Here is a 26,425-nt window from a genome sequence, read left to right on the forward strand (position 1 = left end):
GGTTCGGATCGTCTGCAAGAACGTCGCGTAGCTGAAGGTGGCTCGGATCGTCTGCAAGAACGCCGCGTTGCCGAAGGTGGCTCGGATCGTCTGATCGAACGCCGCGTCGCATGATCTGAAAACGCTTTCGCAAGACAAAGAAAAGCCCGGCCTGATCAGCCGGGCTTTTTCACATCCAGCCGTCGCTTACTGAACGGTCTTCAGCTTGACCACGTCACCGGAAACCTTGGTGGTGTAGCCGCTCAGAACCCATGCCCAGAACCAGTTTTCCTGAACCTGGGTGTTGATCATGGCATCGCCGCCCTTGGCCTGGATGGCGGCCTCTTGCGCGCGGACGAAACGGCTGTTCTGCCGGATCGGGATCACGCCGAACAGCATCAGGCCGGTGGCGGTCGCTTCGCTGTGGCCGATCACGGTGTACTGGTTGCTGTCGTAGTGCTTGGTATTCATCGGGGTGCCGGTGCAACCTGCCAGAACCACACCGAACAGTGCGGCGGCGACTACTTTGCTGAGGTATTTCACTGCAAGACTCCATGGGTAAACGCCCGGGATCCATCTCTCGGGCGGCGCACACTTTACTGGAGGCAATGGCACATTGGTATCAATCTGGAAATGTTTCATGAAGCGCTGCCAGCAGCGCTTCACGAGTCTCTTCAGGTGTTGGTCTTCAATTTGGTCCACAGCCGCGTCGTCAACCGCGCAATCGCCGCCGGCAACTCTTCCACGGTGAACAGCTTGTCCATCACCTCTTTCGGCGGGTATATCGCCTGATCCTGTTTCACCGCCGGCGTCAGGAACTCATTCGCTGCCGCGTTGGGGTTGGCGTAGTGAATGCTGTTGCTGATGTTGGCGATCACCTTGGGTTCCAGCAGGTAGTTCATGTAGGTGTAGCCGTTCTTCTGGTGGGGCGCGTTCCTGGGCATGACCACCATGTCGAACCACAGCGTCGTGCCTTCGTCCGGGATCGAATAGGCGATGTCGATACCGTTTTTTGCTTCCCTGGCACTGGCGGCAGCCTGGACGACATCGCCGTTGAAACCGATCACCGCACAGACGTTGCCGTTGGCCAGATCGCTGATGTACTTCGACGCGTGGAAGTACTGCACGTAAGGGCGAATCTTGAATAACGCAGCCTCGGCTTTTTGGTAATCCGCCGGTTCATGGCTGTGTGGCGGCAGGCCCAGATAGTTGAGGGTGATCGGCAACACCTGGGTCGGGTTGTCGATGATCGCCACGCCGCACTGGCTCAGCTTCTTGATGTTGTCTTCTTCGAAAAACAGCTTCCACGAACGGGTAACGTCGGTGTTGCCGAAAATCGCCTTGATCTTCTCAACGTTGTAACCGATACCCGCCGTACCCCACATGTACGGATAGCCGTATTGATTGCCCGGATCGTTGACTTCGAGTTTCTTCATCAACTGCGGGTCGAGGTTCTTCCAGTTCGGCAGTTGCGACTTGTCGAGTTTCTGGATCGCACCAGCCTTGATCAACCGCGACAGAAAGTGGTTCGACGGACTGACCACGTCGTAACCGGTATTGCCGGTCATCAACTTGGATTCCAGCACTTCGTTGCTGTCATGGATGTCGTAAGTGGCCTTGATGCCGGTGGCTTGGGTGAAGTTGGCCAGGGTGTCGTCGGCGATGTAGCCGTTCCAGTTGGAAATGTTGACCGCTTCGTCGGCCAGGGCGCCGGTCGATGCGGTTGCGAGCAGGACCGCCAGGGAAAGTGTATGGACGCGCATGTTCTGTCACCTGAATTGAATGGCTTTTGTTCTTGTGGGATGTGCGGAATTTCAGATTTCTGTTCTGGCCCTGACCGCCTCCACGCGCATGCGAAGCATGGCACCGATATCGAAGAAAGGTCGCGGCGGCAGCCAGCCGGGTTCGGCCCGTTGCATCACCGATTGCAGCAAGGGCGAGTCGACGCCCGATGCCAGTTCCGCCAACAGCCGTCCCCACAGGGTTCCACGCGCCACGCCTGAACCGTTGCAACCGGCGACGGCGAAAACGCCCTCCTCAACCCGGTCGAAATAGGCCTGGCCGCTGCGACTCGCACTCAGGTGACCGGTCCAGGTGTAGCGAATGTCTTGTTCGCCAAGGAACGGAAAACGCCGTTGCAGACCGCGCACATGATGTTGCCGACGCAGGACCAGTTCGCTGTCGGACAGGTCTCGCGTGCGGTATTCGGCGGTGTTGCGGATCATCACCCGGCGATCCGGGGTCAACCGCACGGTCGCGCCCAGCGGCCGGGTCGACAGCACACCCCAGGGCTCGACCGAACCGATGGCCGCGAATTCCTGATCCGTGAGCGGGCGCGTGAGACTGGCGCTCAACTCCATCGGAAACGTGGCGCTGTCGCGGATGCCGACGCGGGGAATGAAGGCGTTGAGGCACACCAGCACCTGCTTCGCCTCGATACTGCCTTCGGCACCTCGGGCACGCAGGCGTCCCTGGCCGACACGCTCAAGACCCGAAATATCGGTGTTTTCAAACACCGTGACATTCTCCGGGAGCACATCGAGCAAGCCCTTCACGTACTTGGCCGGTTGCAGCAGCGCGTTGCCATTGCCGCACCAGATCGCCGCCTGATAGTGGCGAGTGCCGAGTTTCTGGCTCAGCGCCTCGCCTTGCAGGAATTCGGCGCGGGCACCGAGGGCGCGTAGCGTGGCCAGTTTTGCATCGACCTGATTGAGCTTGGCCGGGTCGTTGACGGCAAAAAAATAACCGCTGTCACGAAAGTCGCAGTCGATAGCGTGTCGGGCAATGCGTTGGCGGACTTCTTCGCTGGCGGCGCGGGAAACTTCCGTGTCGACTTCAAACCCAGCAAAGCCTGCGGCGCCGATCAGTTCGCTGTCGGCCGGGTGTTCATGGGCGACCACGAATCCCGAGTTGCGCGCCGAAGCGCCTTCCGCCGCCGATTGCCGATCCACCACCACAATCCGCGCTTCGGGATGCAATTGCGCGAGGTTATGCGCGGCGCTGAGCCCGGTGATCCCGGCCCCGATCACCAGCCAGTCGGCTTTTTGCGCTCCGCTCAGGCGACCGCGTGCCGGGGCGTTTCCGGCTTGCGCGATCCAGCCACAGATATTGTCCATGCATCACCTCGTAAGACTGTCGTTCGGCGGCTTGCCTTCTTGGGATGCCCATGCGTGAATCGCATGCCCGTGTTGTGAAGATTGCCGCCAGAGCTTGAATCTATAGGGTCTTCAAACGCCTCACCAACGCTAAGAAATCATCGAGCCATTCTGAAAACGCATGGATAAAATTCGCCACGTTCCGTCCCTGCAAGCCATGCAGGCACTGGTCGAAGTCGCCCGATGCGGCAGCTTCACTCAGGCTGCGCAGACGTTGTGCCTGACCCAAAGCGCCGTCAGCCGGCAGATCCAGCAACTGGAAAGTCACTTCAACGTGGCGCTGTTCGTGCGCACCAGTCGCAACCTGCACCTGACGCCGGAAGGCGAGCAGGTTCTGGCGAGCGCGCGGAGCATTTTCGAGCAACTGAAAAACCTCGAAGAACGCCTCACGCCGCAGAAGCGACCGTTCCGCATTCGCCTGCACGTGTCGCTGGCAGTGCGTTGGTTGCTGCCCAGACTCAGCGACTTCTATCTGCACCATCCCGAGGTCTCGTTGGCCATCGAAACCGTCGCCACCGAAGTCGTCGAGCCCACCAGTGACAGCGACGCGTACATCCTTTATCTGCCGACGGCATCGAGTGATCCGGACTGCCTGACGTTGTTTCAGGAAACACTGGTGCCGGTGTGCGCTCCCAATTTGGTGGACGCCCCCCGGTCAGTCGAAGAACTGCAGCGTTTTGCCTTGCTGCATCGCTCGGCGGATCGCCAGGCGTGGATCGAATGGCTGGCTGCGAACGACGGCAAACCGCTGGAGGACTACCGGCACATCCCGTTCAATCTCGATGAACTGGCACTGGACGCGGCGGCGCGGGGATTGGGTGTGGCGGTGACGGACATGACGCTCGCGGCAGAATCCATCGAGCGTGGGGTGTTGGTGGTGCCGTTCGGGGAACCGCTGAAAACCGGGGGGATTTACTCGTTGTGCCTGCAGCCGTCAGCGGCAGCGCATCCAGCGTGTGCGGTGGTGATGGGGTGGTTTGCCAGTCAGGTCGAGCAGGAAAATTGAACGCGGGAACGGCGTTGCGCGGTCCCCGCCATTAAGCTCATTGATTGGGAAATGACTGAAGATACGCCAACAAATTATCAATCTTCTCCTCATCACTCAGCCCCCAGAAGATCATCCGCGTCCCCGGCACCACGCCTTTCGGATCTTTCAGATACTCCGTCAGCGTTTCGCGGTTCCAGGTGATGCCGGAGTTCTTCATTGCATCGGAGTACACGTAGTTCGCCGATGTCCCCGCCGGACGGCCGATGATGCCGTTGAGTTGCGGGCCGAATCCGGGACGGGCGGATTCGCCGACCTGATGGCAGCCGCCGCACAGGCGCGGGAAGATTTTGCCGCCCGCCTCGGCGTCGCCGGCCGCATAGGTGGCGGTGCTGAACAGGCCTGCGTTGAGGATCAGGGCGAGGGTCAATAACGCGGTGTTTTTCATCGGGAGCATCCAGATCTTCGGCGGTGCCAAGGGTAATCCTGCGGGGAGCGTTGCGCTACAGGTAAGCCGCGATCACCTGCCGGACTTTGAGCAAGGCTTGACGCAGGACAAGCATGTCCACCGAGCCCAGCGCCAGCCGGATCGCGTGGGGCACATGGGCCGATACGGTGAACGGCTCGGCGTTGGTAACCGAGATCTGCGCCTTCATCAGCTCGATCACCACCTGATCGGACCTTGCATCTTCCGGCAGCGGCAGCCAGAGGAAATACGAAGATGGATGACCAACCATCGGCAAGCCTTGCAGGATTTCCGCGGCCAGCACCTGACGGGCCCGGGCGTCATCGCGCTTTTGCGCCTCCAGCAAGGTGACCGTGCCGTCGTCGAGCCAGCCGCAGGCCATCGCGGTCATCACCCCCGGCGTGTTCCAGGTGGTGGCGCGGATGATGCGTTCCAGTGCCGGGACGATTTTCAGCGGCGCGGCGATGAAGCCGACGCGCAGACCCGTGGCGATGTTTTTCGAAAGCCCCGAGACGTACACCGTGCGCTCCGGCGCAAGATCCGCCAGTGGCGGCGGCGGGTTATCGACCAGAAAGGCGTAGGCAGCGTCTTCGATGATCGTCAGATCATGCTGTCGGGCAATCGCTACCAAGCGTTCGCGCTGGTCCAACGGCATTACCCAACCCAGCGGATTGTGCAGGGTCGGCATGCTGTACACGGCATGCACCGGGCGACTGCGGCAGAATCTGTCGAGTGCCGCCAGATCCGGCCCGTTTGCGGTCACTGGAATCGCCACCACTTCCAGATGCAGTGCTTCGGCCAATACCTTGAAGCCTGAATAGGTCAGCGCATCGGCCGCGATCACGTCACCGGGATTGAGCTGTGCCATCAACGTCACCGCCAGACCTTGCTGGGCGCCGTTGACGATCAACACCTGTTCGGCGTCGACACTCAGGCCTCGGGCTTGCAAGTGCCGGGCAACCGAGGCCCGTTCATGCTGGCGCCCGGCGTGGGGCTGATAACGCAGGAGCGCTTCAAGGTCGCCGGACAGCGCCAATTGCCGCAAAGCGGTGCGCAACAGATCGGCCTGCCCCGGCAGCGACGGGTAGTTGAAGTTGAGGTCGATCATGCCGACGGCAATATCTTTCTGGTCAATGCCCTGCCCCGGCAATAACGAAGTTTCCCGGACAAACGTGCCCCGCCCGGTCTCACCGCTGACCAGTCCCATCGCCTCAAGCTCCGCATACACCCGCGACGCCGTGACCAGCGCCAGCCCTTCGCTGGCCGCCAGTTGCCGATGGGTCGGCAAACGCGTACCAGGCAGCAAACGACCGGCACGAATGTCGGCGGCATAGGTATCAACGAGGGTCTTGTAGCGGGAGCGCGGCATGTCGGGATGTATCCATGACAATTCTTTGATTGTGCTGATTCTCAACCCTAGGATGAGCCACAAGCAACCCCACTTTTGAGCATGACCGACATGGAACGAACCACGAATCTGCCCGCCCCGGCCCTGGAAAAAACCAGCGGCTGGATCAACGGTTTCATCGGCGTCGTGATTTTCAGTGGCTCGCTGCCGGCCACACGGCTGGCGGTGCTGGAGTTCGACCCGGTGTTCCTCACCGTCATCCGCGCCACCATCGCCGGGGTCTTGGCGTTGTGCCTGTTGTGGCTGTTTCTCGAACGACGCCCGGCGCGGGATCAGTGGTTCTCTTTGTTGATCGTGGCAATGGGCGTAGTCGTGGGATTCCCGCTATTGACCGCCCTCGCGCTGCAATATGTGACGTCGGCGCATTCCATTGTGTTTGTAGGATTGCTGCCGTTGGCGACGGCGTTTTTTGGCGTGCTGCGCGGCGGTGAACGGCCGCGCCCGGTGTTCTGGATCTTTTCGGTGTTGGGCAGTTCGCTGGTGGTCGGCTTTGCGGTTTCCCAGGGACTGACCGCCTCGCCCACCGGCGATCTGTTGATGCTCGCGGCGATCCTTGCCTGCGGTCTCGGTTATGCCGAAGGCGCCAAACTGTCGCGCACCCTCGGCGGCTGGCAGGTGATCTGCTGGGCACTGGTGTTGTCGCTGCCGGTGATGGCCGTACTCAGCGTATGGAAGGCGCCCGCCTCGTTCAGCGGCATCAGCGTGTCGGCGTGGGTGTGCCTGGCGTACGTTTCGCTGTTCAGCATGCTGATCGGTTTTGTGTTCTGGTATCGCGGCCTCGCTCAGGGCGGGATTGCGGCGGTCGGGCAGTTGCAGTTGTTGCAGCCGTTTTTTGGTCTGGCGCTGGCGGCGACGTTGCTGCATGAACACGTCAGCGTCGGCATGCTGGTGGTCACGTTGGGTGTGATTCTCTGTGTGGCCGGGGCGAAGAAATTCGCAAGATAAGCTTCAGCTCGTTCCCGCTTTCCACTCCCGTGGACTGAGCCCGGTCTTGCGTCGAAACGCCCGGGCCAGCGCCGAAGGACTTTCATAGCCGACTTCTTCGGCGATCAGGGCAATCGGCCGCCCTTCGCGCAGACGTTTCTGCGCGAGGCTGATCCGCCAGCTCACCAGATAATCCACCGGCGTCTGCCCCACCACTCGCCGGAAATGCTCGGCAAAACCGGCACGGGACAAATGCACGGTCGCGGCCAGTTCGGCGACGCTCCAGGCCTTGGCCGGATGGTCGTGCATCAGGCTCAAGGCACGGGAAATCTTCGGGTCGGCCAACCCCGCCATCATGCCCGGTTGCTGATTGCGACTGCTGATCAGATGCCGCAGCAGCAGAATAACCAGCAATTCGAACAGCCGATCCATCACCGCTTCACGCCCGCAATGGCCGTCGAATGCTTCCTTGAACAGCCATTCCAGAGTGCTGGTCATCTCCGGAAGGTCGGCGAGTTTCAGCACCAGATAATCCGGCAGCGCCGCCGCCAGCGCATTGCCCGCGCCACCATCAAAGGTCAGCGAGGCGCACACCAGTTGCGCGCCCATGCTCTCGTCGGCGAACAGTCGATGGGAAAACGGGCGTGGGAAAAAGATCAGCGTTGGTTCACTGAGGGTGAGTTCGGGGTCATTCCCCGGTTTGAGCAGCACTTGCCCGGCCTGCAACAGATGCACATGACCGCAGACCTGATCGCCACCGTAGGCGCTGATGCCGCAGAAAGTACCGCTGTGGAAGGTGCCGGCATTCACGCCGAAGTGGCTGAGCAACGTGGACAAGCGATCCATGGGCGAATCCTCGACGACAGGCTTGGACGATCTGTCGCATATCCTCGACGATTTGCACCCAAGGCACCAGCCTCGCTCAATAACATGACCTCCATCCCCGGCGCACTTCGCACCGGACTTTTGGAGAATCACCATGAGCCGCATCGCCCCGATCACCCTTGAAAACGCCACCGACACCACCCGCCCGACCTTGGAAGGCGTGCAGAAAAAAATCGGCTTCCTGCCAAACCTGTTCAAGACCCTGGCGGTTGCACCCGCCGCACTGGATGCCTATGTGCAAGCCTCCGCCACACTGGGCAAAACGTCCCTGAGCGCCAAGGAAAAAGAGGTGGTGTACCTCGCCACGTCGCAGGTCAACGGCTGTGATTACTGCCTGGCGGCGCACACCTTGTTTGCCAGCAAGGCCGGGCTGGCAGCAGAAGAAATCATCGAAGCGCGTCACGGCAGGCTGAATGCTTTTGCCACCCTCGCCCATCAACTGACCGAAACCCGTGGTCATCTGAGCGATGAGCAGATTGCCGCCGCCCGCGCTGCCGGCATCGACGACAAGAAGATCATCGAAGTGATCGCCATCGTCGCCGTGCAGACCCTGACCAACTACCTCAACAACACCGCGCTGACCGACATCGACTTCCCGGCTATCGATGCCTGATCCGTGACCGGGGTCGATCTCAGTCGTGGTCGACCCCGGCGCGTTTCAGCAGTTTCTTGCAGCGCTCGGACAGGTGAAACACCTGCAACTGCTTGCCGGCCTTGGCGTAGCGTTCACGCAGGGTTTTCAGCGCGGCGATGGCCGAGTAGTCGACAAAGCTCAGGTGCCGGCAGTCCAGGGTCACGCGCTGTGGATCGTTGGCCGGGTCGAACTGATTGAGGAACGGCGTGGTCGAGGCGAAAAACAGCGTGCCGTGCAGGCGATAGAGTTTGCTGCCGTCGGCTTCCAGATGTTCGTCGGCGTACAGTTCACGCGCCTGCTGCCAGGCAAAATTCAGCGCCGCGATGATGATCCCGCACAGCACTGCCGTGGCCAGATCGGTGAACACCGTGATGGTGGTCACCGCGATGATCACCAGCACATCATTGAGCGGCACTTTGTTCAGCACCCGCAACGAGGCCCAGGCAAACGTCTGCTGCGACACCACGAACATCACCCCCACCAGCGCCGCCAGCGGAATCCGCTCGATCAGCGGCGACAGAAACAGAATGAACAGCAGAATCAGCACGCCCGCCACAACACCGGACAATCGGCCGCGCCCGCCGGAGCTGAGGTTGATCACGGTCTGACCGATCATCGCGCAACCACCCATGCCGCCGAACGCGCCGGAGACCATGTTCGCCGCCCCCAGCGCCACGCATTCGCGATCCGGGTAACCACGGGTTTCGGTGATTTCGTCGGTGAGGTTGAGGGTCAGCAGGGTTTCCAGCAGGCCGACCAGCGCCATCAGGATCGCGTAGGGCGCGATGATGCGCAGGGTGTCGAGGTTGTACGGGATGTCCGGCAGCGCGAACGTCGGCAGACCGCCAGCGATGTGCGCCATGTCGCCGAGGGTGCGGGTCGGCAGGCCGAGCAGATAGACCAGCGCCCCGACGCCGAGGATCGCCACCAGTGCCGGCGGAACGGCACGGGTCAGGCGCGGCAGGATGTACACGATGGCCATGGTCAGCAGCACCAGCCCGGTCATCAGGTACAACGGCGTACCGCTGAGCCACTGCTCGCCGCTCTTGAAATGCTCCAGTTGCGCCAGCGCAATGATGATCGCCAGACCGTTGACGAACCCGAGCATCACCGGGTGCGGCACCATGCGCACCAGTTTGCCCAGGCGCAACAGCCCGAACGCCATCATGATCAACCCGCCAAGCAACACCGTCGCCAGCAGGTACTGCACGCCGTGCTGCACCACCAGCGCGACGATCACCACCGCCATCGAACCGGCCGCCCCGGACACCATGCCCGGCCGGCCGCCGAACAACGCAGTCAGCGTGCAAATGATGAAGGCGCCGTAAAGCCCCATCAGCGGATTGAGATGAGCCACCAGCGCGAACGCAATGCATTCGGGCAACAGGGCGAACGAGGTGGTGAGTCCGGCCAGGACATCGGCGCGCAGACGAATCGGTTTCATGGCTTACCTGACAGCGCGGCCGACACTGGCGGCCGCTGTATTCACGGGAAAAAGAGGGTTGCGGATGTTACGCAATTGACCGGGCACGGGCCAGCGGTCGCTGACAGGGACGGCCTGGCGCTTTATGCTTGCGCGCTTCGTTGATCGACGGATTTGAACATGTCACCGCTATCCACCCGCGAAGTCTGCCAGCGCCTGCGCGATGCGGCATTGGGCGTTTGCGCATTACGGCGTATTGCACAGGAATCCGGGGCCGGCCAGATGTCGGTCGAGATCGACGGCTGGCACCTGTCGCTCGACTTTGACAGCCAACGCCTGCACCACTGCCTGCAATGCCGGTGCCCGGAAGGTCGCTTATGGACACTCGACACCACTCAACGTTTCGGCACCGACCCGGTCAGCCTGCTCAGCACCTGGGAACTGGCTCAGATCGAGCGGCTACTGGCCTGGGCCGACTGACCGAATCAGCCCTGTCGCAGGTCCAGGTTGTAGGTGTAATAGCCTGTGTCACGCACCCAGCCAAGGGACTCGTACAAGCCCTGAGCCGTGAAATTGTCGGTGGCGGTTTCCAGAACCAGTCCCTTGGCACCGGTTTCCACGGCGAAGTCGCGGGCGGTGTTCATCAGCAATCGCCCGACGCCACGGCCTCGAGCGGCCGGCGTGGTAAACAGGTCGCTGAGCAACCAGGTGCGGTGGGCATCAATCGATGAAAACGTCGGATACAACTGTACGAATCCCAACGCCTCGCCGTTTTCATCTTCAACCAGAAAAATCGCCGATTCGTTGCCGGCCATGCGCTCGGCGATGAAGGCCCGCGATTGCGCCAGGTTCGATGGCTGACCATAAAATCCACGATAGCCGTCGAACAGAGAGGCCACCGCATCCAGATGTTCCGCGCTGGCGCGTATTGCCTGAAGACTCATATCCCCTCCCCCGATCCCGTCAAATGATTGCAGCAGCATAGCGCTGTCCGTCGAGTTCGCTGGCTTAATCGCTATATAGTTTTGTATATTGCGAACCCGAAATCGCCAGACTTTCAACGCCTTCCATGAGCAGCATCCGCGAACGCAACCAGCAACTGATCCTCAAGGCCGCCAGCGAAGAGTTCGCCGCCAACGGCTTCGACGCGACCCAGACCCGCGACATCGCCGCCCGCGCCGGTGTGCCCAAGGCCAATCTCTATTACTACTTCCAGAGCAAGGAAAACCTCTACGGCAAAGTGCTGCTCGGCTTTGTCGAACCACTGTTGGAGGCCTCGGCGGTATTGCGCGAAAGTGACGACCCGTTGATCGGCCTGCGCGCCTACGTCGCGGCCCGCATCCGAATCGCCCGCGAGCATCCGGCGATTGCCAAGGTGTTCAGTGGTGAACTGCTGCTGGGCGGTCGCCAGCTACCCGATGAATGCCGCGACCTGCTGCACGCCGAAGCCCGGCGCAATGTCGAGTGCCTGCGCAGCTGGATCGAGCGCGGCTTGCTGGCGCCGGTGGATCCCGAGCATTTGATGCTGTTCATCTGGTCGGCGACGCGCACCTACACCAATATCGGCTGGCAGATGGGGCGCATCACCGGGCGGGAAGTGCCGCAGGATGAGGACTATGAAAGGGCGGCGGATACCATCACGCGGCTGGTGCTGGGCGGTGTGGTGTCCGCGCCGGTGAGTGATGTGCGCAGGTTGATGTTTGCGACTTGAAGTGTCAGGGCATGAAGTCCAGCGGCAGCGCTGCTTCACCTGACCTTTGCTTGTACCAGGCCTGCATGACGTCGGGTAATCGAGCTTTCCATTGCGGCACGTTGGTGTAGTAACGAACACGAGAATTTCCCTTGCCGTCGTAGGCCATCAGCATCACCCAAAACCGGCTGCTTGGGCCGCTCATGAAAATCGCCGTCCCCCCTATACCACGCATCCACATTTCCACAACCTGGCCGTCCGGCACATCTGCACCAGGGTCGCCGATCATCATTGAACCGGATGTTTCAACCAGCACCTGATAGTCAGCGTTGAGTAACGCATGCAGCGTCGCGTTGTCCTGAGACGAACGGGCCAGTCCAAGGCTGAGTAAATCGTATTCGATCTTCAATGGTTGCTCGGAAGCCACATAGCGACCGGCGTAGAAAACCCCCATGCCCCCACCGCAGGCGGCGTCGGAACCATCCTGAACAACATTCAGAATGCCGTTGATCGCCGTAAAGCTCAGCGCACATTCACCTTCAGCGTAATCGGCCTGCTTACCCTTCAGCACAGCCACACCCTCCAGATCGCCCGAGTTGCCGCCCTCTGCCGCCGAAATATCGAAAGCGATATGCCCGGCGTCGCGCTGCCGGGTATTGATTTGGGCGGCTGTCGAGGGACCATCAGGGATGAGCTGCCATGTGGCGTTCCAGCCAAAAGGTTTGGCGGCGTAATCGAGCTCGGTAATTCGCATCAGATAATTGCGGCGCAGACAGGCCAGCCGCTGGTCGCAACTATTGCGGCTTTTCAGCCACATCCGCTGATCAGCCTTGAGGGCTTTGGGATCGGCAACTTTGGCCAGCGCCGAACGCCAGACTGCAGCCAGTTTGTCATCGAGTCCCGAGAGATCCGGATCCGCACAAATGGCTTTTTCAACCGGGCTGGAAGCGCCGGCGCAGTCGAAACTGGCAGCGTGGGTGTTGGCAGCAAAAACGAGGGACGTCAGCAGCAAGGCGTGACGGAGATTGAAAGCGAGCATCGACAGATTCCATTCCTGAGGCGGCGGCAGTATGCCGGGCCCGGGCTATCGATGCTCTGGAAATTTCACCGGTTACTTCAAGAGAGTCAGAACGCGATCTCGGCCGCCGGCTTCACATCAATCCGCGCCACGGAACCGGTCAGGTGCGCCCAGTCCTTGTTGTGTTCGGCGATGATGTCTTCCGCGCTCATGTTGCCGTTGTCGACGGTGGAATGCGCGTCGGCGGCCAGTTCCACGTCGTAGCCCAGTTGATGGGCCTGGCGTACGGTGGCGTTGACGCAGTAATCGGTCTGCAAGCCGCAGATCACCAGGCGATCGAAGTCTTCCCGGGGGATCAGCTTTTGCAGGTGGGTCTGGTAGAACGAGTCGTTGGCGGTCTTGTCGACGTGCAGGTCACTCGGTGCGGTATTCAGGCCATCGGCCAGTTGCCAGCCCTCGGCGCCGTAGGTGAGCGGGCTGTCCTTCTCGTTATGCTGGATCAGCACGACTGTGACGCCAGCCTTGCGTGCGCGGGCGCTGAGGCCGTTGATAGTGTCGATCACCCGTTTGATGTCGTGGCACTCGTATTCGCCTGTGCACAGGGCGCGCTGGACATCGATGATCAGCAATGCGGTGGTCATGGTGAGCCTTCCTTGATCGGTCCTTGAGACAGGGGCGGACGTGTGCCCGCCCCCTTTTTACCCTTCTCAGTAACCCAAAGACAACCCGGTGTTGCGCCGTGGATCATTGGCGCCGTAGAAGCGGTTCTTGCCCACCGGTTTACCGCCCAGCGACGGCGCTCCGACCAGAATCGCAGCGATGTGGTTGGCGTCCTGCGGGCCCGCAAACTTGTGGCCCCAGCTCTCGAGAATCTTCTTCGTGTCGGGGCTCGCGGCGTAGTCCTCGAGGTTGGTCTGCTCCGGCATCCACTGCTGGTGGAAGCGCGGCGCATCGACCGCTTCCTGCAGGCCCATGCCGTAGTCGATGACGTTGAGCATGGTCAGCAGCGTCGCCGTGATGATGCGACTGCCGCCCGGCGTGCCCACCACCATCACCACTTTGCCATCCTTGGTGACGATGGTCGGGCTCATCGACGACAAGGGCGCCTTGCCGGGGGCGATGGCATTGGCTTCACCCTGCACCAGGCCGTACATGTTCGGCACGCCCACTTTCGAGGTGAAGTCGTCCATTTCATCGTTGAGGATCACCCCGGTCTTGCTCGCCATCACACCCGCGCCGAACCAGTCGTTGAGCGTGTAGGTGACCGACACCGCGTTGCCCCATTTGTCGACGATCGAGTAGTGCGTGGTGTTGCTGCCTTCGTGAGGCGCAACGCCAGGTTTCAGCTCAGCCGACACACCGGCCTTCTGCGGCTGGATCGCGTTGCGCAGCTTGGTCGCGTAGTTCTTGTCCAGCAGGTGCTCGATCGGGTTCTTCACGAAATCCGGGTCGCCCAGATAGCTGTTGCGATCCACATAAGCGTGGCGCATCGCCTCGATCTGATAGTGCATGCCCTGGGCCGAATGGAAGCCCAGATCCTTCATCGGATAGCCTTCGAGGATGTTCATGATCTGGCAGATCACCACCCCGCCAGAGCTTGGCGGCGGCGCCGACACCACGTGGTAGCCGCGATAATCGCATTCCACCGGGGCCAGTTCGCGGGTCTTGTATTTGTCGAGGTCGGCCTGGGTGATGATGCCCTTGTTGGCCTGGCTGGAGGTGACGATGGCATCGGCCACCCAGCCTTTATAGAAGCCGTCGGCGCCTTTCTCGGAAATGGTACGCAGGGTCTTGCCCAGATCCTTCTGCACCAGTTTCTGCCCGACCTGCATCGGCTCGCCGTTGTGCAGGAAGATCGAGCCTGAATCTTTCATGTCCTTCTTGAACACGTCGGTGGCGTAGTCCAGCAGATCGACGTCACCCTGCTCCAGCTCGAAGCCTTCTTCCGCCAGTTTGATGGCCGGGGCGATCATGTCCTTGCGCGGCTTGGTGCCGTACTTGGTCAGCGCCAGCTCCATGCCGGAGACCGTACCCGGAACGCCCACCGCGAGGTGGCCACGGGTACTCAGATCAGGAATGACGTTGCCATCCTTGTCGAGGTACATATTGGCCGTCGCGGCCAGCGGGGCTTTTTCCCGGAAGTCGAGGAAGGTCTTGCGTCCGTCCGCCAGTTGGATGGTCATGAAACCACCACCACCGAGGTTGCCCGCTGCCGGGTAAACCACCGCCAGTGCGTAGCCCACGGCGACCGCCGCATCCACCGCGTTGCCACCACTTTTCAAGACATCGACACCCACGTGGGTGGCCAGGTGCTGGGCGGTGACCACCATGCCGTTTTCGGCGGCGACCGGGGCAACCGAGGCGGCATGGGCCATGAGGCAGCTGAGCGCCAATGAGGTCGCAATCAGCGATTTGGCAAAAGGTTCGTACTTCATGAGTCGGTCTCTTCTTTTTATAAGGTAGGAAAGCGCTTCAAGAGCATCAGCCAGTATGGTCGCGATTGCGGTTTGCGCCTCCCCGATCCGGCAGTATGCTGGGCGCTGTTGCCGACCCGACCCGGAGTTTTTCCCATGGCCTACACGTTCATCACCCTGCCCTCGCCCGTCGGCGAGTTGAAGCTGGTCGCGAACGGTTCACGACTGGCCGCCATCCTCTGGGAAAACGACAAACCGAACCGGGTGCGCCTCGGACCCATGACCGAAGCCCCTGATAATCCGGTGTTGCTGAAAACCGCGCGACAGCTGGAAGAATATTTTGCAGGAACGCGAAGTGCGTTCGATCTGGAGCTGGACTTTGCCGGCACCGAGTTCCAGAAAAAGGTCTGGGCCGCGTTGCTGACCATTCCGTTCGGCGAAACCCGCACTTACAGCCAGATTGCCGAACAGATCGGCCATCCCAGCGCGGTACGTGCCGTCGGCGCGGCGAACGGCAGAAACCCGATTTCGATCATCGCGCCCTGTCACCGGGTGATTGGTGCTTCGGGAAAACTGACCGGGTTTGCCGGCGGCCTTGAAGCCAAGGAACGCTTGCTGATACTGGAAGGTGGCCAGTGGTCAGACATCGGCAAAACCGGCGAGCTGTTTTAAGCGTCGAAAAAGTTATTCATCGCCGCGTACTGCAACAGCATGATGGTCTTGGCATCGCAGATCTCGCCACGATGAAACGCTGCCAGTGCATCGTCGAAGCGCCACTCCAGAACCTCCAGTTCCTCGGTTTCCTCCTCCAGGCCTCCACCGTCGCTGACCTTTGACGCCGCATCGTATTCGGCAACGAAGAAGTGCAGCTTCTCGGTCACCGAGCCCGGGCTCATGTACGCCTCGAACACCTTCCTCACATCGTGCACGCGGTAACCGGTTTCTTCCTCGGCCTCGTCGCGGATGCGCTGCTCCGGCGCCGCGCCTTCCAGCAACCCGGCAGCCACCTCGATCAGCAGACCGTCATGACCATTGACGAACACCGGCAAGCGGAATTGGCGAGTCAGCACCACCGTACGCTTCTCTCGGTTGAACAACAGAATCGCTGCACCATTGCCACGGTCATAGACTTCGCGGGTCTGGCGTTGCCATTCACCGTTGTTGCGCAGGTAGTCGAAGGTGATTTTCTTCAGCAGATACCAGTCGTGGGACAACACCTGAGTGTCGACGATGTTGATCCGCTCGGCGGTGTTGGGCATGACGCTCGATCCTTTTTTGTCATCGATATCGTTAATGGCATGGTAGGCGAAAGCCCTGCTCAACGAACAGCCTCTCGCTAATACCCGGCAAAGCCGAATGCACTTAGAGAAACGCCCTACAGACATCGCCTACTCGGCTGACTTCTTTCCTGTTTGATCCCCCGCAAAGTTTCGCGCCATCCCCTTGATGCGCGCGAGTGACTGCGAATGCTTCCATCTGACCAACTCCTGAAACTGAACAACAGCATCGGTTTGCTGGTGGTCGCTGCGCTGAACCCTGACCAGCCCGACGCCGAGAAGCTGTTTCAGGAGTTCCGTCTCTGCCTCAACGACTATGAAAGCTGGGCCGAGCAGTTCTGGACGGGAAACGCGCTGGATGTCGATCAGGTGTTCAAGGTCGGCAACGATGTCCAGCTCAGTGCGCCGGTTGGCAGTCGAAAACCCATCAGTTCCTCAGTGGCCATGTGTTCTGCCACTGGCTCCCTGACGCTGGTGCACATGTTCGAAGCCGCGCGCTTCGTGCCGATCGGCGATACGCCGGTGACCCTGGAACCGGTCATTTCGGACGCTGGCGGTGTCCTGTCATTTGGCGAACCGCAGCATTACACCATCGGCCCCAGCGGCATTCTCGAGGTCGACAACTGCGACCGGGGCCAGCGTTATCGCATCACCTTCTTTCCCGATGTTTCCACCGCGCATATCCAGACGCTGTATGCCTCGTATCAGGGGCTCATTGATGGCCTGGAAAAATGGTTGCGTGAGGAATGGGTCGGGGTTCAACCGCAATGGGCCGAGTTTTCCAGCGCGGGTTTTCTGGAGCGTTACGGTCAGTTGCAGCAGGCCGACTGGCGCGGTTTCGAAACGGCGCTGAATGGCGTCTGGGATGACGTGAAACAACTGTTTGCCCTGCTCGCCGACTTGCAGGCCAACAGCGAAAAACTGCTGCAATACCTGTCCGGTGTCGAGTTGGAAGCCTTGCTCGAGGCCTCCGCCGAAGCCATCGCCAATGGCTTGCTGATGCTCAGCGACGAGCCGTTGCTGTTCATTCATCTGGCAGCTTTTACCAGTTGGCTGAAGATGCTGCCGCCGCAGTACCTCGCCGAGGTGGTGGCTGAAGTCCGGGCGGAGTTACTGGTCAGTTTTCTGCTGATGTGCATGTCGGGCGGTATGGGCGTGCCGCTGCGGTTGAGCGCCAAGGTGCTGGGCAAGGTCAAGTCGCCGCGTGCCCGGGAATGGCTGGCGGCGTCGGCGTTGCGGTTGGCGGAGCTGACTTCGGCGCCCGATCTGACTCGGCATGCGGGCGCGTTGAAACCGCTGATGATCAATGCCCGTCCGGCACCGCTGCGGCCGACACCTGCAGTTCCGCTGGAGATTCGTACGGCGGATGCGCGGGTGCTGACGGTGCCCAATCCGGCGGCCATTGCACGTAACAAGTCACACGGCACGACCCGAATGGAGCGGCATGAGCCTCGCGACGATGCGTCGGCTCAGGCGAAGAACCCTAACGGTGACAGCGCCGATTGCGCGCCGTTGACCTGCACCAACGGGTGTCCGGTGTCGATGGTCACTGGCGAAGAGCTGCTGACGCTGACTGACGGTGTGCTGGATGGGCTGCTGCCCTTCGAATTCAGCCGGTTGTATCGCACCAGTGCGGCGGAAATCGATGTCGGGTTGGGTTTTGGCTGGAGTCATTCGCTGGCGCATCGACTGGAGGTTGATGGCGCTTCGGTGGTCTGGGTTGACCATGAGAACCGGCGCACGCGGTTTCCGTTGCCGAGTGGCGAGCGGCCGGCGATTCACAACAGTCTGTCGCGGGCGGCGATCTTTCTTGGGGATGAGCCGGAGGAACTGATCGTTGCGCTGGCGGGGGATGCGGCGCGGTTTTATCACTTTCGGGCTGGACGTCTGACGCTTTTCAGCGATGCCTACGGCAACCGGTTGCGCATTTCGCGTGATCGTCTGGATCGCGTTGAGCGCCTCGACAACGGGGCCGGTCGTTCCTTGTTGCTGCGCTATGAGCGGGCGCATCTGGTCGCGGTCGATTATCAGGTTTTTCGGGAGTCTGCCTGGCGTACCGAGCAAACGCTGGCCAGCTACCGCTTCGATGCCCGTCACCGACTGATCGAAGCGACCAACGCCGTCGGCGAAAGTGAGCGTTACGACTACGACGACCAGCATGTCATCCTGCAACGGCAACTGAGTGGCGGCGCGAGCTTCTTCTGGGAGTGGGAGCGTTCCGGCAAGGCGGCACGTTGCGTGCGGCACTGGGCATCGTTTTCGCAGATGGACACGCGTTATGTCTGGGACGATGCCGGCAGCGTCACGGTGCGCTACGTCGACGGTCGCGAAGAGGTTTACGTCCACGACGACACGGCGCGGCTGGTGCGTCAGGTGGCCGCCGACGGTGGCGAGCAGTTCAAGGCCTACGATGCGCAGGGCCGATTGATCGCCGAGCAGGATGCGCTGGGGGCGGTCACCGAGTACCGCTATGACGACGCCGGACGGCTGATCGCGCTGATTCCGCCGGACGATGCGCCCACGTCCTACGAGTACCGCAATGGTTTCCTGCACCGCCGTTCGCGTGGCGAGGCGGAGTGGACCTACCGGCGCAATGCCCAGGGTGACATCACTGAAGCGGTTGATCCCGACGGCCATGTCACCCATTACCACTACGACCCGCAGGGGCGGTTGCTGTCGATCCGTTATCCGGACAGCGGCCGGCATGTGTTCGTGTGGAACGACCTTGGGCAACTGGTCGAGGAAAGCCTGCCGGACGGTGGGGTTCGGAAGTTTTCCTACGATGCCTTGGGACGGCGGATTACTGCGCAGGACGAACATGGCGCCGTCACCCGCCATGTGTGGGACGCCGTCGGCCGGCTGATCCAGACCACGATGCCGACCGGAGCGACGCGGGCCTGGTCCTACAGCGCTTACGGCCAGATCACCGCCGAACGCGATGAGTTGGGGCGCATCACCCGCTACGAGTATGACGACGACCTGCACCTGGTCAGCCGGCGGATCAATCCTGACGGCACGCGGCTGCAGTATCGCTACGACCATGCGCAGCTGTTGCTGACGGAAATCGAGAACGAGTCCGGCGAGAAGTACCGGCTGGACTACACGCCGACCGGATTGATCCGACAGGAAACCGGTTTTGACGGGCGGCGCACCGCGTACGCCTATGACCGCAACGGTCATCTGCTGGAGAAGACCGAGTACGGCGATGACGGCTCGACGCTGGTCACCGGCTATCAACGCGATGCTGCCGGGCGCCTGCTGCTCAAGACCCTGCCGGACGGCGGCACGGTTGAATACCGCTACGACCGCCTCGGTCGGCTGATCGGTGTAGACGACGGCCAGAATCACCCACTGGCCTTTGAATACGACCTGCAGGACCGCCTGGTCCGTGAGCATCAGGGCTGGGGCACCTTGCGTTACACCTACGACGCCTGCGGCCAACTCACCCGGATGCGTCTGCCGGACAACAGCAAGCTCGACTACCACTACGCCAAGGGCGGCGCGCTGACCGCGATCGACCTCAACGGCGCCTTGCTCACCCGCCACGTCTACCAGAACGGCCGCGAGCAAAAACGCCAGCAAGGCCTGTTGCTCAGCGAATATGCCTACGACGAACAGGGCCGCTTGCTGTCCCACGCCGTAGGCCATCAACGCAGTGCGCTGTACCGCCGCGATTTTGCCTACAGCGCCAACGGCAACCTTGAACACATCGCCGACACCCGCCACGGCCAGCGCAGCTACCAGTACGACGCCCTCGACCGACTGATCCGCGTGCGCCACACCCGTGACGATGTGCCGGAAAACTTCGCCCACGACCCGGCGGGCAACCTGCTGCTACAGGACCGCCCCGGCCCGACACAGATCAAGGGCAACCGCCTGCTGATGCAGGGCGACCGTCACTACGACTACGACGCTTTCGGCAACCTGATCCGCGAACGCCGTGGTCGCGCCCAACAGCTCGTCACTGCATACCGCTACGACAGCCAGCACCGCCTGATCGGCCTGACCCGCCCCGACGGCACCAGCGCCACCTACCACTACGACGCCTTCGGCCGCCGCATCCGTAAAACCGTCGATGGCCAGACCACCGAGTTCTTCTGGCAGGGCGACCACCTGATCGCCGAAAGCAGCCCGACCCAGCACCGCAGCTTCATCTACGAACCCGGCACCTTCCGCCCGCTGGCGATGCTCGACGGCCAAGGCCCGAAACGCGCCTGCCCGTTCTACTACCAGCTCGACCACCTCGGCACCCCGCAGGAACTGACCGATTACAGCGGCGAGATCGTCTGGTCAGCCAAATACAGCGCCTACGGCAAGGTCACCTCGCTGGAACTGGCGACCGACGACTACCTCGACCAACCGCTGCGCTTTCAGGGGCAGTACTTCGATGCGGAAAGCGGGCTGCATTACAACCGGCATCGGTACTACGACCCGGACGTTGGACGGTACCTGACGCCGGATCCGGTGAAGCTGGCAGGTGGGCTGAATCAGTACCGGTACGTGCCGAATCCGACGGGGTGGGTGGATCCGTTGGGGTTGACGTCCAATTGTCCGCCGCCGAATAGGCCGGGATGTCCGGTTCCGGATGGGGTGGAAGGGTCCAAAGTTAATGAAGGTGAGCCCAAGCTTCCGCTCCGAGAAAAAGAAGGAGAATACTTATATCGCGGTGACGTGAAACATCCCGATGAGGTTTTTAAAAACGGGTTCAAAAGCAAAGGCCAAAGTACTGATCTATTGCTACACGCCATGGACAGCAATAACCCACCGAGCTACTTTATCAGCACATCACCATCTGAGTTTGTCGCGATCGAATTTGGTACAAGTTCAAAAACAAGAAAAGGTTACCTATACACACTTAGAAAAATATTAGGAATAAATGTAAACAAAACACTCGGAAACCAAGTACCATTTGCAGACGAGATAGAAGTTGCAATTCCAGGTTCCATTCATAGCGCTGACATTATTGGAGTTACACCGCTAAAAAAAGATGGTAGCTATGTAGGCTACTCAATCCCTAATCCAAAAAGAAAATAGAAATGGAACACAAAAAAATATCAATCATCGTTAATGAGGCTCTCGAACAGGCAAATCTGTCCTACGATGCCGCAAAGGGGACCATTGAGTTTTCGATGAGCAACGGATTTAAACAAATATACGAGGCAGACGACCTATATCTTTGTTTGGCGAAAATCAGGAATGAGCACCCGAAAATAACATTTCTTTGCAAGGGAGCCAAATTGAACGTGACGCCCTCCCGAATGTGTTCACAAATGAGTGGCGGCTCACTTGCGTATGAATTAACGCTAGGGAAATCAGCAAGAAGAGAAAACATAGTCCATATTTTCGACCATGAAGATTGCAACATTTCAAAAACACCGAAAGAGCAGCAAGATTATTTTAAAACATGGTTAAATTCACTCAGCGCGCCCAAAGAATGAGCCTCAAAGCACCTTGAGCAACACAATTTAAAGCCCTCATCCAGTCAGGTACACTGTTTGCAATTGATGAACAGCTACAGAACATTGGCCTCATTTTATTTTTTCAGTAATTCAAAAAAAGCCCGGCAGCGCTACCGGGCTTTTTCATTCGATTACCGCTGACGGGCCATGTCGGCCATTGCGACATCTGGCACCTGCGTGGCAGCCGCCACGCCGTTGATCAGCGGTCCATAACGCCGGCTGAACTCCCAGTTGTACGGCACACGATCCTTGCTGGTGCCGTTGTCCCAGTTTACCGACCAGGTCATCAGGCCCTTGATCGGGTGCCCTTTGACCGCCAGGCGTTTCATCGCGTTGCCGACCGCGTTCTTGTCGATCACATAACCGGTGGCAGCGGCGTCAACGTTGGCAGGCAGGCCGATGACGAACTTGTCCGCAGGGATCTTCGTGAACCCGCGCGTGCCGGTCACCAGACTTTCGGTCAGGTAATAGAGGAAGTCCTCTTTCATCGCATCGTTGTTCTGCGCGATCCATGCCCCGTTGCCGTTATTGGCCTCGGGGACCCAGACACCGTCACCACCCTGGTTGTAGAACTGCGGCGCGATGAAGTCGTAGTAGCCTTCCAGTGCCTGCAGGTAGCCGACGTATTTGCCGGAGGTGGTCAGGTATGGAAACTCCGGCGCCATGCTGATGATGAAATGCTTGCCCTGGCCGGCGTAGTGATCCTTGACCAGTTTCAGGGCGGCCGGCAGCACGGTCTTGTTGGCAGCGAAATCAATCGCGCTCTGTTCAAGATCGATGTCCAGCCCGTCGAAACCGTAGGTCTCCACCAGACGGATGATTTCGTTAGCCAGTGGCTGCTCCTGACCGGAACGCAACTCGATGTGCGCATCGGCGCCGCCGAGGGAAATCAGCACCGCCCGGCCCTGACTGTTGAGTACGCCAACCTGGCGGCGGAACTCGGCATCGGAAACATTGAAGGGCTTGAAGGTCGGAATCCCGCTGCCCTTCATGAACGCGACCGCAACCACGTTGTAGTCCTTGGGCACGTTTTCCAGAGCGATGTTGGCGAACTGACCGCGCTGATAGCCATCGCTCGGGCCCGCGGGCCAGTTGTGCCAGAAGCCCATGAGGATCTTCTTGCCGGCGATGCTCGGCATCAGCGAAGCCGCATCGCTCGCCTGGTTTTGCATTAACGTGAAGTCGATATTTGACATGTTCTAATCCTTCAGAACGTGTAGGTAGGTGTTGCGGACTTATTTGAAGTCCACATCGAAGGCCTGATAGAAGGCGTTGCCGGTGTTGGCGACGATCCACATCAGGACGATGACGTGACGACCTTGCTTGTTGGCCGGAAGTTTCACCGCGTGATTGACCTTGGCCTTCAGCTCCGCCGAATGACTGTAGTACGGCACTTGCGGATAGAAGTCCTCGGCGAACGGTTTTGTTTCCAGTTGCGCACGAGTGATGCGTTGTTTCGGGTCCCAGCCATCCTTGGTGATCAGCCAGCGGTAACCGCGAGTGGTGTGCGGCGCGGTGTATTCCCATTTCACTTCGAGGGTCTGGCCAGGGGTGACGTTGAGCAGCGGCCAGGTGAACGGGCGACCGAGCTTCTTGCTCATTTCCTCGTCGGTGAAGTTCACACAGTCACGGGCGTCGTCCTTGCCGCCGCTGAGAATGTGCCCGTCGGCCGGTGGCACGACACTCGGGTTGTCCGACTCGAAAGGCGCCGGGAACGGGCCGGCCACCAGTGCCGGGAAGTTCTTGCCGCCTTCCATCTCGTTGACCTGCCAGCCACCGAGCAATCCTTGTTCGATAGCCACCGCACCGCGGCTTGCAGGGGAAATGACGCGACCGTGTCGCAGTTGGGTTTGAGCTTGTGGTTGATTCATGTTTTTCACTCCATTGATTTAAGAACTCTCCTTTCCGGGGAGAGGTCTTCAAGCTAACGGAGGGGGATTTTTTGTCCATCGGCGGTTTTGTCGCAGCACGCCTGGGCAATATCCGAAAAACACCGAAAACACTGGATATAAATACAGTACATTACGACGACGCTCACCCAACGCATGGCAAAAAGCCTACACGGCGTCATTGCAAAAACCTGCATTCAAGCATTCAGGGAAGTTGCGCCTTGAACTCCTTTTCATACTGCCCGGCGAGCTGTTCTTTCTGCTTGTCGTCGAGCAGCTTGCCGGCCATCTGGAAGAACTTCTGCTCCTCTTCCTTCAAGTGGTGATGGACTTTGTCCGAGAGCTTTTTCGCCGTGGCCAGCCAGGCTGGACTGGACATTTCGGTCTCGTCGAGCTCCTCCATCATTTCGTCCATTTCATGGTGTTCGGCGATGGCGTGGCGACTGAGATCGACCCCGTTGTCGAACTCCATCAACGGGATGTAGAAGTGGCGCTCTTCGGCTGTCTCGTGGGCTTGCAGCTCGGCCTTCAGTTGCTTGTAGGCTTCGACGCGCTCCGGGGTGTCGCCGCTGGTCTTGATCAAGGTCTTGGCATAGCCGCGCTGGCGGTCGTGGCTCTCGCGAAGGGCTTCGAAAATATTCATGGACTCTCCTCGGCAGACGTATTCGGAATGAACGCCTTCAAGGGCTAGACCCCGGCGCGGGAGCAACGGTTCCGGGCGATTGCTTCAATCGACTGCCGCACGATAGGCTGCGAGCTCATTACTACAAGGAAGACAACATGACGTTGCGGATCGAGCTGTCACAGGACCCCACCGAAGAACAGCGCGCAGCCATCCTGGCGCCCCTGCGTGCCTATAACATCGCCAAGGCCGGGCCTTCGTTGTACGAGCCGGTCGCGCTGCTGGTGCGCGACGATAACGACGCGATCCTCGGTGGCCTTTATGGGCACACGTTCTATCGGTGGCTGTTCATCGAGTTGCTGGCCGTGCCGGAAGAAGGCCGGGGCCAGGGTATCGGCTCGAAACTGATGCAGATGGTCGAGGAATTTGCGCGAGAAAAAGACTGCGTGGGAATCTGGCTCGACACCTTTGAGTTTCAGGCGCCCGGGTTCTACAAGAAGCTTGGCTATGTCGAGTGTGGCGAAATCAAGGATTACCCGCTGGGGCACAAGCGGCACTTTTTCCAGAAACGCTTGATTGATTGAGTTCAGCGTCCCCCTCGCCAGCAAACTGGCGAGGGTCAGACACTTCAGCGCACTGAACCGCTCGTTACAGACAGGTCGCCAACGCTGCCAACCGGCGCTTGGCGACAAAGTCGTCCTTCTGCGCGTAGTAGTTCAGCACCGTGCCGGACGCATCAGTGGTCAAGTCGACGAACGACTCCGCCGAACGGGTATAAACCGTCGAGCCGCCCTTCTTGCCCGGTTGCAGGTACGCCGCCGCATCCACGCCGAACACTGCTTCGTCCTGCCAGGCGAACTGCACACATTCGGCCACGACTTTTTCAGGCTTGTCCGAATTCAGGACCTTGTAAGGAGTTTGAGTGCGGGCGTCTTCCATCACCGAACCCGCGCAACCGGCCAGCAGGGTTGCCGCCAGTGCCACCATCAGCATTCGCATTGCATTCGCTCATTCGGAAAAAAGCGGACTGTATCACCGCAACGCGCAAAATCGTTCTGCTTTACTGCATTTAGAGCGCGACACCCGCCGACAGCTGCGGCACATTAAGGTCATCAGCCCCACAAGGAAGCCCCATGGCGCCTACCGACCAGCGACATGAACATGCTTTGAAACTGTTTCTCGACGCACGCCCCGAGCTGCGCGAAACCCTCGACCATCTCAATCCGTTACTGGCCCAGGCCAAGGGCGAAACCCCGGCACAGTACCGCGAGGAACGTCTGCACGAGGCCTTTGAAGCCGAGGCCGAAAGCCAGGGTCTGTTCGCCTGGGAGCTGACGCTGCAACTGACTGCAGCCACTCCCGAGGAATATCAGGCGCAACGCCTGGAAGTGCACCGCGAGGTGGCGGAGATGGCCGGGATGGACTGGTTGGAATATTGCGACCTTTATGGCATAGAACCCTGACTTCGACGCAAGGACATCCGCGCCAATGCTGCCAACCGCCTCGACTCACCGCGCCAGCCCCGGCCACTTGCACACGCAAAAATGGCGCGGTCGCATAGGGCTGGCAATGGTGGCCGCGCTCTCGGTGCTGGCGGGGATGACCGATGCCATCGGCTTCATGGCCAGCGGCGACTTCGTTTCATTCATGAGCGGCAACACGACACGCTTGGCGGTAGCGATCAGTGACGGCGATGTGAGTCTGACGCTGCGGCTGGTGATCCTCGTCGCCACGTTCATCGTCGGCAACGCCCTCGGTGTGGTGATCGGTCGCCTCGGCGGGCGCCGCGCACTGCCGTTGCTGCTGTGCATCGCGACGCTGCTCTGCGGGGCCGCCGCCTGGCCGTCCGAGGTGCAACTCCCGGCGCTGCTGGCGGCAATCATCGCCATGGGCATGCTCAATGCTGCGGTAGAGGAAGTGAACGGTCTGGCGGTCGGGCTGACTTATGTCACCGGTGCACTTTCACGGTTCGGCCGCGGTCTTGGGCGCTGGATCATGGGCGAGCGACGCAATGGCTGGCGGGTGCAACTGGTGCCGTGGAGCGGCATGTTCATCGGCGCCATCCTCGGTGCCGTGCTGGAGCATCACCTGGGACTCAAAGCACTGTACGCCAGCGGTTTGCTGGCTGCGTTGATCGGCCTGGTCTCGCTGAAAATCCCTCGGCGCTGGCAGTTGGGTTACATGCCGCGCTGACGTC

General features: G+C 60.3%; 26 protein-coding genes and 1 pseudogene. 11 read left to right on the plus strand and 16 right to left on the minus strand.

The window, feature by feature from the left end; translation table 11 throughout:
• Positions 1-186: 186 nt before the first annotated feature.
• From AC07NR_RS21955 to AC07NR_RS21965, 3 genes are all read right to left on the minus strand, one after another.
• Positions 187-522 (minus strand): hypothetical protein, encoded by a 336-nt coding sequence (locus AC07NR_RS21955; RefSeq protein WP_085711582.1) that lies wholly within the window; start codon positions 520-522, stop codon positions 187-189.
• 131 nt (positions 523-653) lie between these two features.
• Positions 654-1,742: a polyamine ABC transporter substrate-binding protein gene (locus tag AC07NR_RS21960; protein WP_495079462.1), complete on the minus strand. Its 1,089-nt coding sequence runs from the start codon at positions 1,740-1,742 to the stop codon at positions 654-656.
• A 51-nt stretch (positions 1,743-1,793) separates the two neighbouring features.
• Positions 1,794-3,095, minus strand: a complete 1,302-nt coding sequence (locus AC07NR_RS21965; protein ID WP_495079463.1) for an NAD(P)/FAD-dependent oxidoreductase — start codon at positions 3,093-3,095, stop codon at positions 1,794-1,796.
• A gap of 160 nt (positions 3,096-3,255) precedes the next feature.
• On the opposite strand from AC07NR_RS21965, the gene AC07NR_RS21970 reads away from it, so the two are divergent.
• Positions 3,256-4,140 carry a LysR family transcriptional regulator gene (locus tag AC07NR_RS21970; protein WP_495079464.1) on the plus strand — a complete coding sequence of 295 codons (885 nt, stop codon included), beginning with the start codon at positions 3,256-3,258 and terminating at the stop codon, positions 4,138-4,140.
• Between the two features lie 37 nt (positions 4,141-4,177).
• Here the strand turns inward: AC07NR_RS21970 and AC07NR_RS21975 are convergent, their stop codons facing one another.
• Together AC07NR_RS21975 and AC07NR_RS21980 are read right to left on the minus strand one after the other, a co-directional pair.
• On the minus strand, positions 4,178-4,567 hold the full coding sequence (locus AC07NR_RS21975) for a c-type cytochrome (RefSeq protein ID WP_495079543.1): 390 nt from the start codon (positions 4,565-4,567) through the stop codon (positions 4,178-4,180).
• Between the two features lie 55 nt (positions 4,568-4,622).
• The gene (locus tag AC07NR_RS21980) at positions 4,623-5,954 is read right to left on the minus strand and encodes an aminotransferase-like domain-containing protein (protein WP_495079465.1); all 1,332 of its coding nucleotides are present in this window, start codon (positions 5,952-5,954) and stop codon (positions 4,623-4,625) included.
• A 90-nt stretch (positions 5,955-6,044) separates the two neighbouring features.
• On the opposite strand from AC07NR_RS21980, the gene AC07NR_RS21985 reads away from it, so the two are divergent.
• Positions 6,045-6,938, plus strand: coding sequence for a DMT family transporter (locus tag AC07NR_RS21985; RefSeq protein ID WP_495079466.1), 894 nt, complete (start codon positions 6,045-6,047; stop codon positions 6,936-6,938).
• 3 nt (positions 6,939-6,941) lie between these two features.
• Here the strand turns inward: AC07NR_RS21985 and AC07NR_RS21990 are convergent, their stop codons facing one another.
• Positions 6,942-7,763 (minus strand): cupin domain-containing protein, encoded by an 822-nt coding sequence (locus AC07NR_RS21990; protein WP_495079467.1) that lies wholly within the window; start codon positions 7,761-7,763, stop codon positions 6,942-6,944.
• A gap of 133 nt (positions 7,764-7,896) precedes the next feature.
• Between AC07NR_RS21990 and AC07NR_RS21995 the strand changes: the two genes are divergently transcribed.
• Positions 7,897-8,415 (plus strand): carboxymuconolactone decarboxylase family protein, encoded by a 519-nt coding sequence (locus AC07NR_RS21995; protein ID WP_495079468.1) that lies wholly within the window; start codon positions 7,897-7,899, stop codon positions 8,413-8,415.
• A 19-nt stretch (positions 8,416-8,434) separates the two neighbouring features.
• Here AC07NR_RS21995 and AC07NR_RS22000 read toward each other — a convergent pair whose 3' ends face one another.
• On the minus strand, positions 8,435-9,880 hold the full coding sequence (locus AC07NR_RS22000) for a SulP family inorganic anion transporter (protein ID WP_495079469.1): 1,446 nt from the start codon (positions 9,878-9,880) through the stop codon (positions 8,435-8,437).
• 159 nt (positions 9,881-10,039) lie between these two features.
• Between AC07NR_RS22000 and AC07NR_RS22005 the strand changes: the two genes are divergently transcribed.
• Positions 10,040-10,339, plus strand: coding sequence for a DUF7693 family protein (locus tag AC07NR_RS22005; protein ID WP_248740746.1), 300 nt, complete (start codon positions 10,040-10,042; stop codon positions 10,337-10,339).
• A gap of 5 nt (positions 10,340-10,344) precedes the next feature.
• Here AC07NR_RS22005 and AC07NR_RS22010 read toward each other — a convergent pair whose 3' ends face one another.
• Positions 10,345-10,803 carry a GNAT family N-acetyltransferase gene (locus AC07NR_RS22010; RefSeq protein ID WP_248740745.1) on the minus strand — a complete coding sequence of 153 codons (459 nt, stop codon included), beginning with the start codon at positions 10,801-10,803 and terminating at the stop codon, positions 10,345-10,347.
• 125 nt (positions 10,804-10,928) lie between these two features.
• Here AC07NR_RS22010 and AC07NR_RS22015 point away from each other — a divergent pair, with 125 nt between their 5' ends.
• On the plus strand, positions 10,929-11,570 hold the full coding sequence (locus tag AC07NR_RS22015; protein WP_134826247.1) for a TetR/AcrR family transcriptional regulator: 642 nt from the start codon (positions 10,929-10,931) through the stop codon (positions 11,568-11,570).
• 4 nt (positions 11,571-11,574) lie between these two features.
• Here the strand turns inward: AC07NR_RS22015 and AC07NR_RS22020 are convergent, their stop codons facing one another.
• From AC07NR_RS22020 to ggt, 3 genes are all read right to left on the minus strand, one after another.
• A complete protein-coding gene (locus AC07NR_RS22020; RefSeq protein ID WP_248740744.1) occupies positions 11,575-12,588 on the minus strand; it encodes a lysozyme inhibitor LprI family protein in 1,014 nt (337 codons plus the stop codon).
• An 86-nt stretch (positions 12,589-12,674) separates the two neighbouring features.
• On the minus strand, positions 12,675-13,208 hold the full coding sequence (locus tag AC07NR_RS22025; protein ID WP_248740743.1) for a cysteine hydrolase family protein: 534 nt from the start codon (positions 13,206-13,208) through the stop codon (positions 12,675-12,677).
• A 66-nt stretch (positions 13,209-13,274) separates the two neighbouring features.
• Positions 13,275-15,002: a gamma-glutamyltransferase gene (ggt, locus tag AC07NR_RS22030; protein WP_085711597.1), complete on the minus strand. Its 1,728-nt coding sequence runs from the start codon at positions 15,000-15,002 to the stop codon at positions 13,275-13,277.
• 135 nt (positions 15,003-15,137) lie between these two features.
• Here ggt and AC07NR_RS22035 point away from each other — a divergent pair, with 135 nt between their 5' ends.
• Positions 15,138-15,653: a methylated-DNA--[protein]-cysteine S-methyltransferase gene (locus tag AC07NR_RS22035; protein WP_248740742.1), complete on the plus strand. Its 516-nt coding sequence runs from the start codon at positions 15,138-15,140 to the stop codon at positions 15,651-15,653.
• Here AC07NR_RS22035 and AC07NR_RS22040 read toward each other — a convergent pair.
• The gene (locus AC07NR_RS22040) at positions 15,650-16,240 is read right to left on the minus strand and encodes an NUDIX domain-containing protein (RefSeq protein WP_248740741.1); all 591 of its coding nucleotides are present in this window, start codon (positions 16,238-16,240) and stop codon (positions 15,650-15,652) included. The two genes, AC07NR_RS22035 and AC07NR_RS22040, sit on opposite strands and share 4 nt — an antisense overlap.
• A gap of 207 nt (positions 16,241-16,447) precedes the next feature.
• Here AC07NR_RS22040 and AC07NR_RS22045 point away from each other — a divergent pair, with 207 nt between their 5' ends.
• Both AC07NR_RS22045 and AC07NR_RS22050 read left to right on the plus strand, forming a co-directional pair.
• Positions 16,448-21,292 carry an RHS repeat-associated core domain-containing protein gene (locus tag AC07NR_RS22045; protein ID WP_495079470.1) on the plus strand — a complete coding sequence of 1,615 codons (4,845 nt, stop codon included), beginning with the start codon at positions 16,448-16,450 and terminating at the stop codon, positions 21,290-21,292.
• 2 nt (positions 21,293-21,294) lie between these two features.
• Complete coding sequence (locus AC07NR_RS22050) at positions 21,295-21,696, plus strand: hypothetical protein (protein ID WP_495079471.1); 402 nt, start codon at positions 21,295-21,297, stop codon at positions 21,694-21,696.
• A 188-nt stretch (positions 21,697-21,884) separates the two neighbouring features.
• On the opposite strand, the pseudogene AC07NR_RS22055 reads toward AC07NR_RS22050, so the two are convergent.
• From AC07NR_RS22055 to AC07NR_RS22065, 3 genes and pseudogenes are all read right to left on the minus strand, one after another.
• Positions 21,885-22,913, minus strand: a pseudogene (locus AC07NR_RS22055) (chitinase); the annotation flags it as partial.
• Between the two features lie 39 nt (positions 22,914-22,952).
• The gene (locus tag AC07NR_RS22060; RefSeq protein ID WP_114883991.1) at positions 22,953-23,588 is read right to left on the minus strand and encodes a lytic polysaccharide monooxygenase auxiliary activity family 9 protein; all 636 of its coding nucleotides are present in this window, start codon (positions 23,586-23,588) and stop codon (positions 22,953-22,955) included.
• A gap of 223 nt (positions 23,589-23,811) precedes the next feature.
• The gene (locus tag AC07NR_RS22065) at positions 23,812-24,249 is read right to left on the minus strand and encodes a hemerythrin domain-containing protein (protein WP_085712365.1); all 438 of its coding nucleotides are present in this window, start codon (positions 24,247-24,249) and stop codon (positions 23,812-23,814) included.
• Positions 24,250-24,386: 137 nt separating this feature from the next.
• Here AC07NR_RS22065 and AC07NR_RS22070 point away from each other — a divergent pair, with 137 nt between their 5' ends.
• Positions 24,387-24,812, plus strand: a complete 426-nt coding sequence (locus tag AC07NR_RS22070) for a GNAT family N-acetyltransferase (protein ID WP_085712366.1) — start codon at positions 24,387-24,389, stop codon at positions 24,810-24,812.
• Between the two features lie 64 nt (positions 24,813-24,876).
• On the opposite strand, the gene AC07NR_RS22075 is transcribed toward AC07NR_RS22070, so the two are convergent.
• Positions 24,877-25,227 carry a hypothetical protein gene (locus AC07NR_RS22075; protein ID WP_085712367.1) on the minus strand — a complete coding sequence of 117 codons (351 nt, stop codon included), beginning with the start codon at positions 25,225-25,227 and terminating at the stop codon, positions 24,877-24,879.
• A gap of 134 nt (positions 25,228-25,361) precedes the next feature.
• Between AC07NR_RS22075 and AC07NR_RS22080 the strand changes: the two genes are divergently transcribed.
• A complete protein-coding gene (locus AC07NR_RS22080) occupies positions 25,362-25,691 on the plus strand; it encodes a DUF6388 family protein (protein ID WP_085712368.1) in 330 nt (109 codons plus the stop codon).
• A gap of 25 nt (positions 25,692-25,716) precedes the next feature.
• Positions 25,717-26,421, plus strand: a complete 705-nt coding sequence (locus AC07NR_RS22085) for a YoaK family protein (protein ID WP_119427043.1) — start codon at positions 25,717-25,719, stop codon at positions 26,419-26,421.
• Positions 26,422-26,425: the final 4 nt, after the last annotated feature.

Source organism: Pseudomonas sp. GW821-FHT09C09, from assembly GCF_059418105.1.

Excerpts from the sequence above, each read along its gene's own strand:
- AC07NR_RS21960 (WP_495079462.1), bottom strand. The coding sequence starts at position 1,742 with ATGCGCGTCCATACACTTTCCCTGGCGGTCCTGCTCGCAACCGCATCG.
- AC07NR_RS21965 (WP_495079463.1), bottom strand. The coding sequence starts at position 3,095 with ATGGACAATATCTGTGGCTGGATCGCGCAAGCCGGAAACGCCCCGGCA.
- AC07NR_RS21970 (WP_495079464.1), top strand. The coding sequence starts at position 3,256 with ATGGATAAAATTCGCCACGTTCCGTCCCTGCAAGCCATGCAGGCACTG.
- AC07NR_RS21975 (WP_495079543.1), bottom strand. The coding sequence starts at position 4,567 with ATGAAAAACACCGCGTTATTGACCCTCGCCCTGATCCTCAACGCAGGC.
- AC07NR_RS21980 (WP_495079465.1), bottom strand. The coding sequence starts at position 5,954 with ATGCCGCGCTCCCGCTACAAGACCCTCGTTGATACCTATGCCGCCGAC.
- AC07NR_RS21985 (WP_495079466.1), top strand. The coding sequence starts at position 6,045 with ATGGAACGAACCACGAATCTGCCCGCCCCGGCCCTGGAAAAAACCAGC.
- AC07NR_RS21990 (WP_495079467.1), bottom strand. The coding sequence starts at position 7,763 with ATGGATCGCTTGTCCACGTTGCTCAGCCACTTCGGCGTGAATGCCGGC.
- AC07NR_RS21995 (WP_495079468.1), top strand. The coding sequence starts at position 7,897 with ATGAGCCGCATCGCCCCGATCACCCTTGAAAACGCCACCGACACCACC.
- AC07NR_RS22000 (WP_495079469.1), bottom strand. The coding sequence starts at position 9,880 with ATGAAACCGATTCGTCTGCGCGCCGATGTCCTGGCCGGACTCACCACC.
- AC07NR_RS22005 (WP_248740746.1), top strand. The coding sequence starts at position 10,040 with ATGTCACCGCTATCCACCCGCGAAGTCTGCCAGCGCCTGCGCGATGCG.
- AC07NR_RS22010 (WP_248740745.1), bottom strand. The coding sequence starts at position 10,803 with ATGAGTCTTCAGGCAATACGCGCCAGCGCGGAACATCTGGATGCGGTG.
- AC07NR_RS22015 (WP_134826247.1), top strand. The coding sequence starts at position 10,929 with ATGAGCAGCATCCGCGAACGCAACCAGCAACTGATCCTCAAGGCCGCC.
- AC07NR_RS22020 (WP_248740744.1), bottom strand. The coding sequence starts at position 12,588 with ATGCTCGCTTTCAATCTCCGTCACGCCTTGCTGCTGACGTCCCTCGTT.
- AC07NR_RS22025 (WP_248740743.1), bottom strand. The coding sequence starts at position 13,208 with ATGACCACCGCATTGCTGATCATCGATGTCCAGCGCGCCCTGTGCACA.
- ggt (WP_085711597.1), bottom strand. The coding sequence starts at position 15,002 with ATGAAGTACGAACCTTTTGCCAAATCGCTGATTGCGACCTCATTGGCG.
- AC07NR_RS22035 (WP_248740742.1), top strand. The coding sequence starts at position 15,138 with ATGGCCTACACGTTCATCACCCTGCCCTCGCCCGTCGGCGAGTTGAAG.
- AC07NR_RS22040 (WP_248740741.1), bottom strand. The coding sequence starts at position 16,240 with ATGCCCAACACCGCCGAGCGGATCAACATCGTCGACACTCAGGTGTTG.
- AC07NR_RS22045 (WP_495079470.1), top strand. The coding sequence starts at position 16,448 with ATGCTTCCATCTGACCAACTCCTGAAACTGAACAACAGCATCGGTTTG.
- AC07NR_RS22050 (WP_495079471.1), top strand. The coding sequence starts at position 21,295 with ATGGAACACAAAAAAATATCAATCATCGTTAATGAGGCTCTCGAACAG.
- AC07NR_RS22060 (WP_114883991.1), bottom strand. The coding sequence starts at position 23,588 with ATGAATCAACCACAAGCTCAAACCCAACTGCGACACGGTCGCGTCATT.
- AC07NR_RS22065 (WP_085712365.1), bottom strand. The coding sequence starts at position 24,249 with ATGAATATTTTCGAAGCCCTTCGCGAGAGCCACGACCGCCAGCGCGGC.
- AC07NR_RS22070 (WP_085712366.1), top strand. The coding sequence starts at position 24,387 with ATGACGTTGCGGATCGAGCTGTCACAGGACCCCACCGAAGAACAGCGC.
- AC07NR_RS22075 (WP_085712367.1), bottom strand. The coding sequence starts at position 25,227 with ATGCGAATGCTGATGGTGGCACTGGCGGCAACCCTGCTGGCCGGTTGC.
- AC07NR_RS22080 (WP_085712368.1), top strand. The coding sequence starts at position 25,362 with ATGGCGCCTACCGACCAGCGACATGAACATGCTTTGAAACTGTTTCTC.
- AC07NR_RS22085 (WP_119427043.1), top strand. The coding sequence starts at position 25,717 with ATGCTGCCAACCGCCTCGACTCACCGCGCCAGCCCCGGCCACTTGCAC.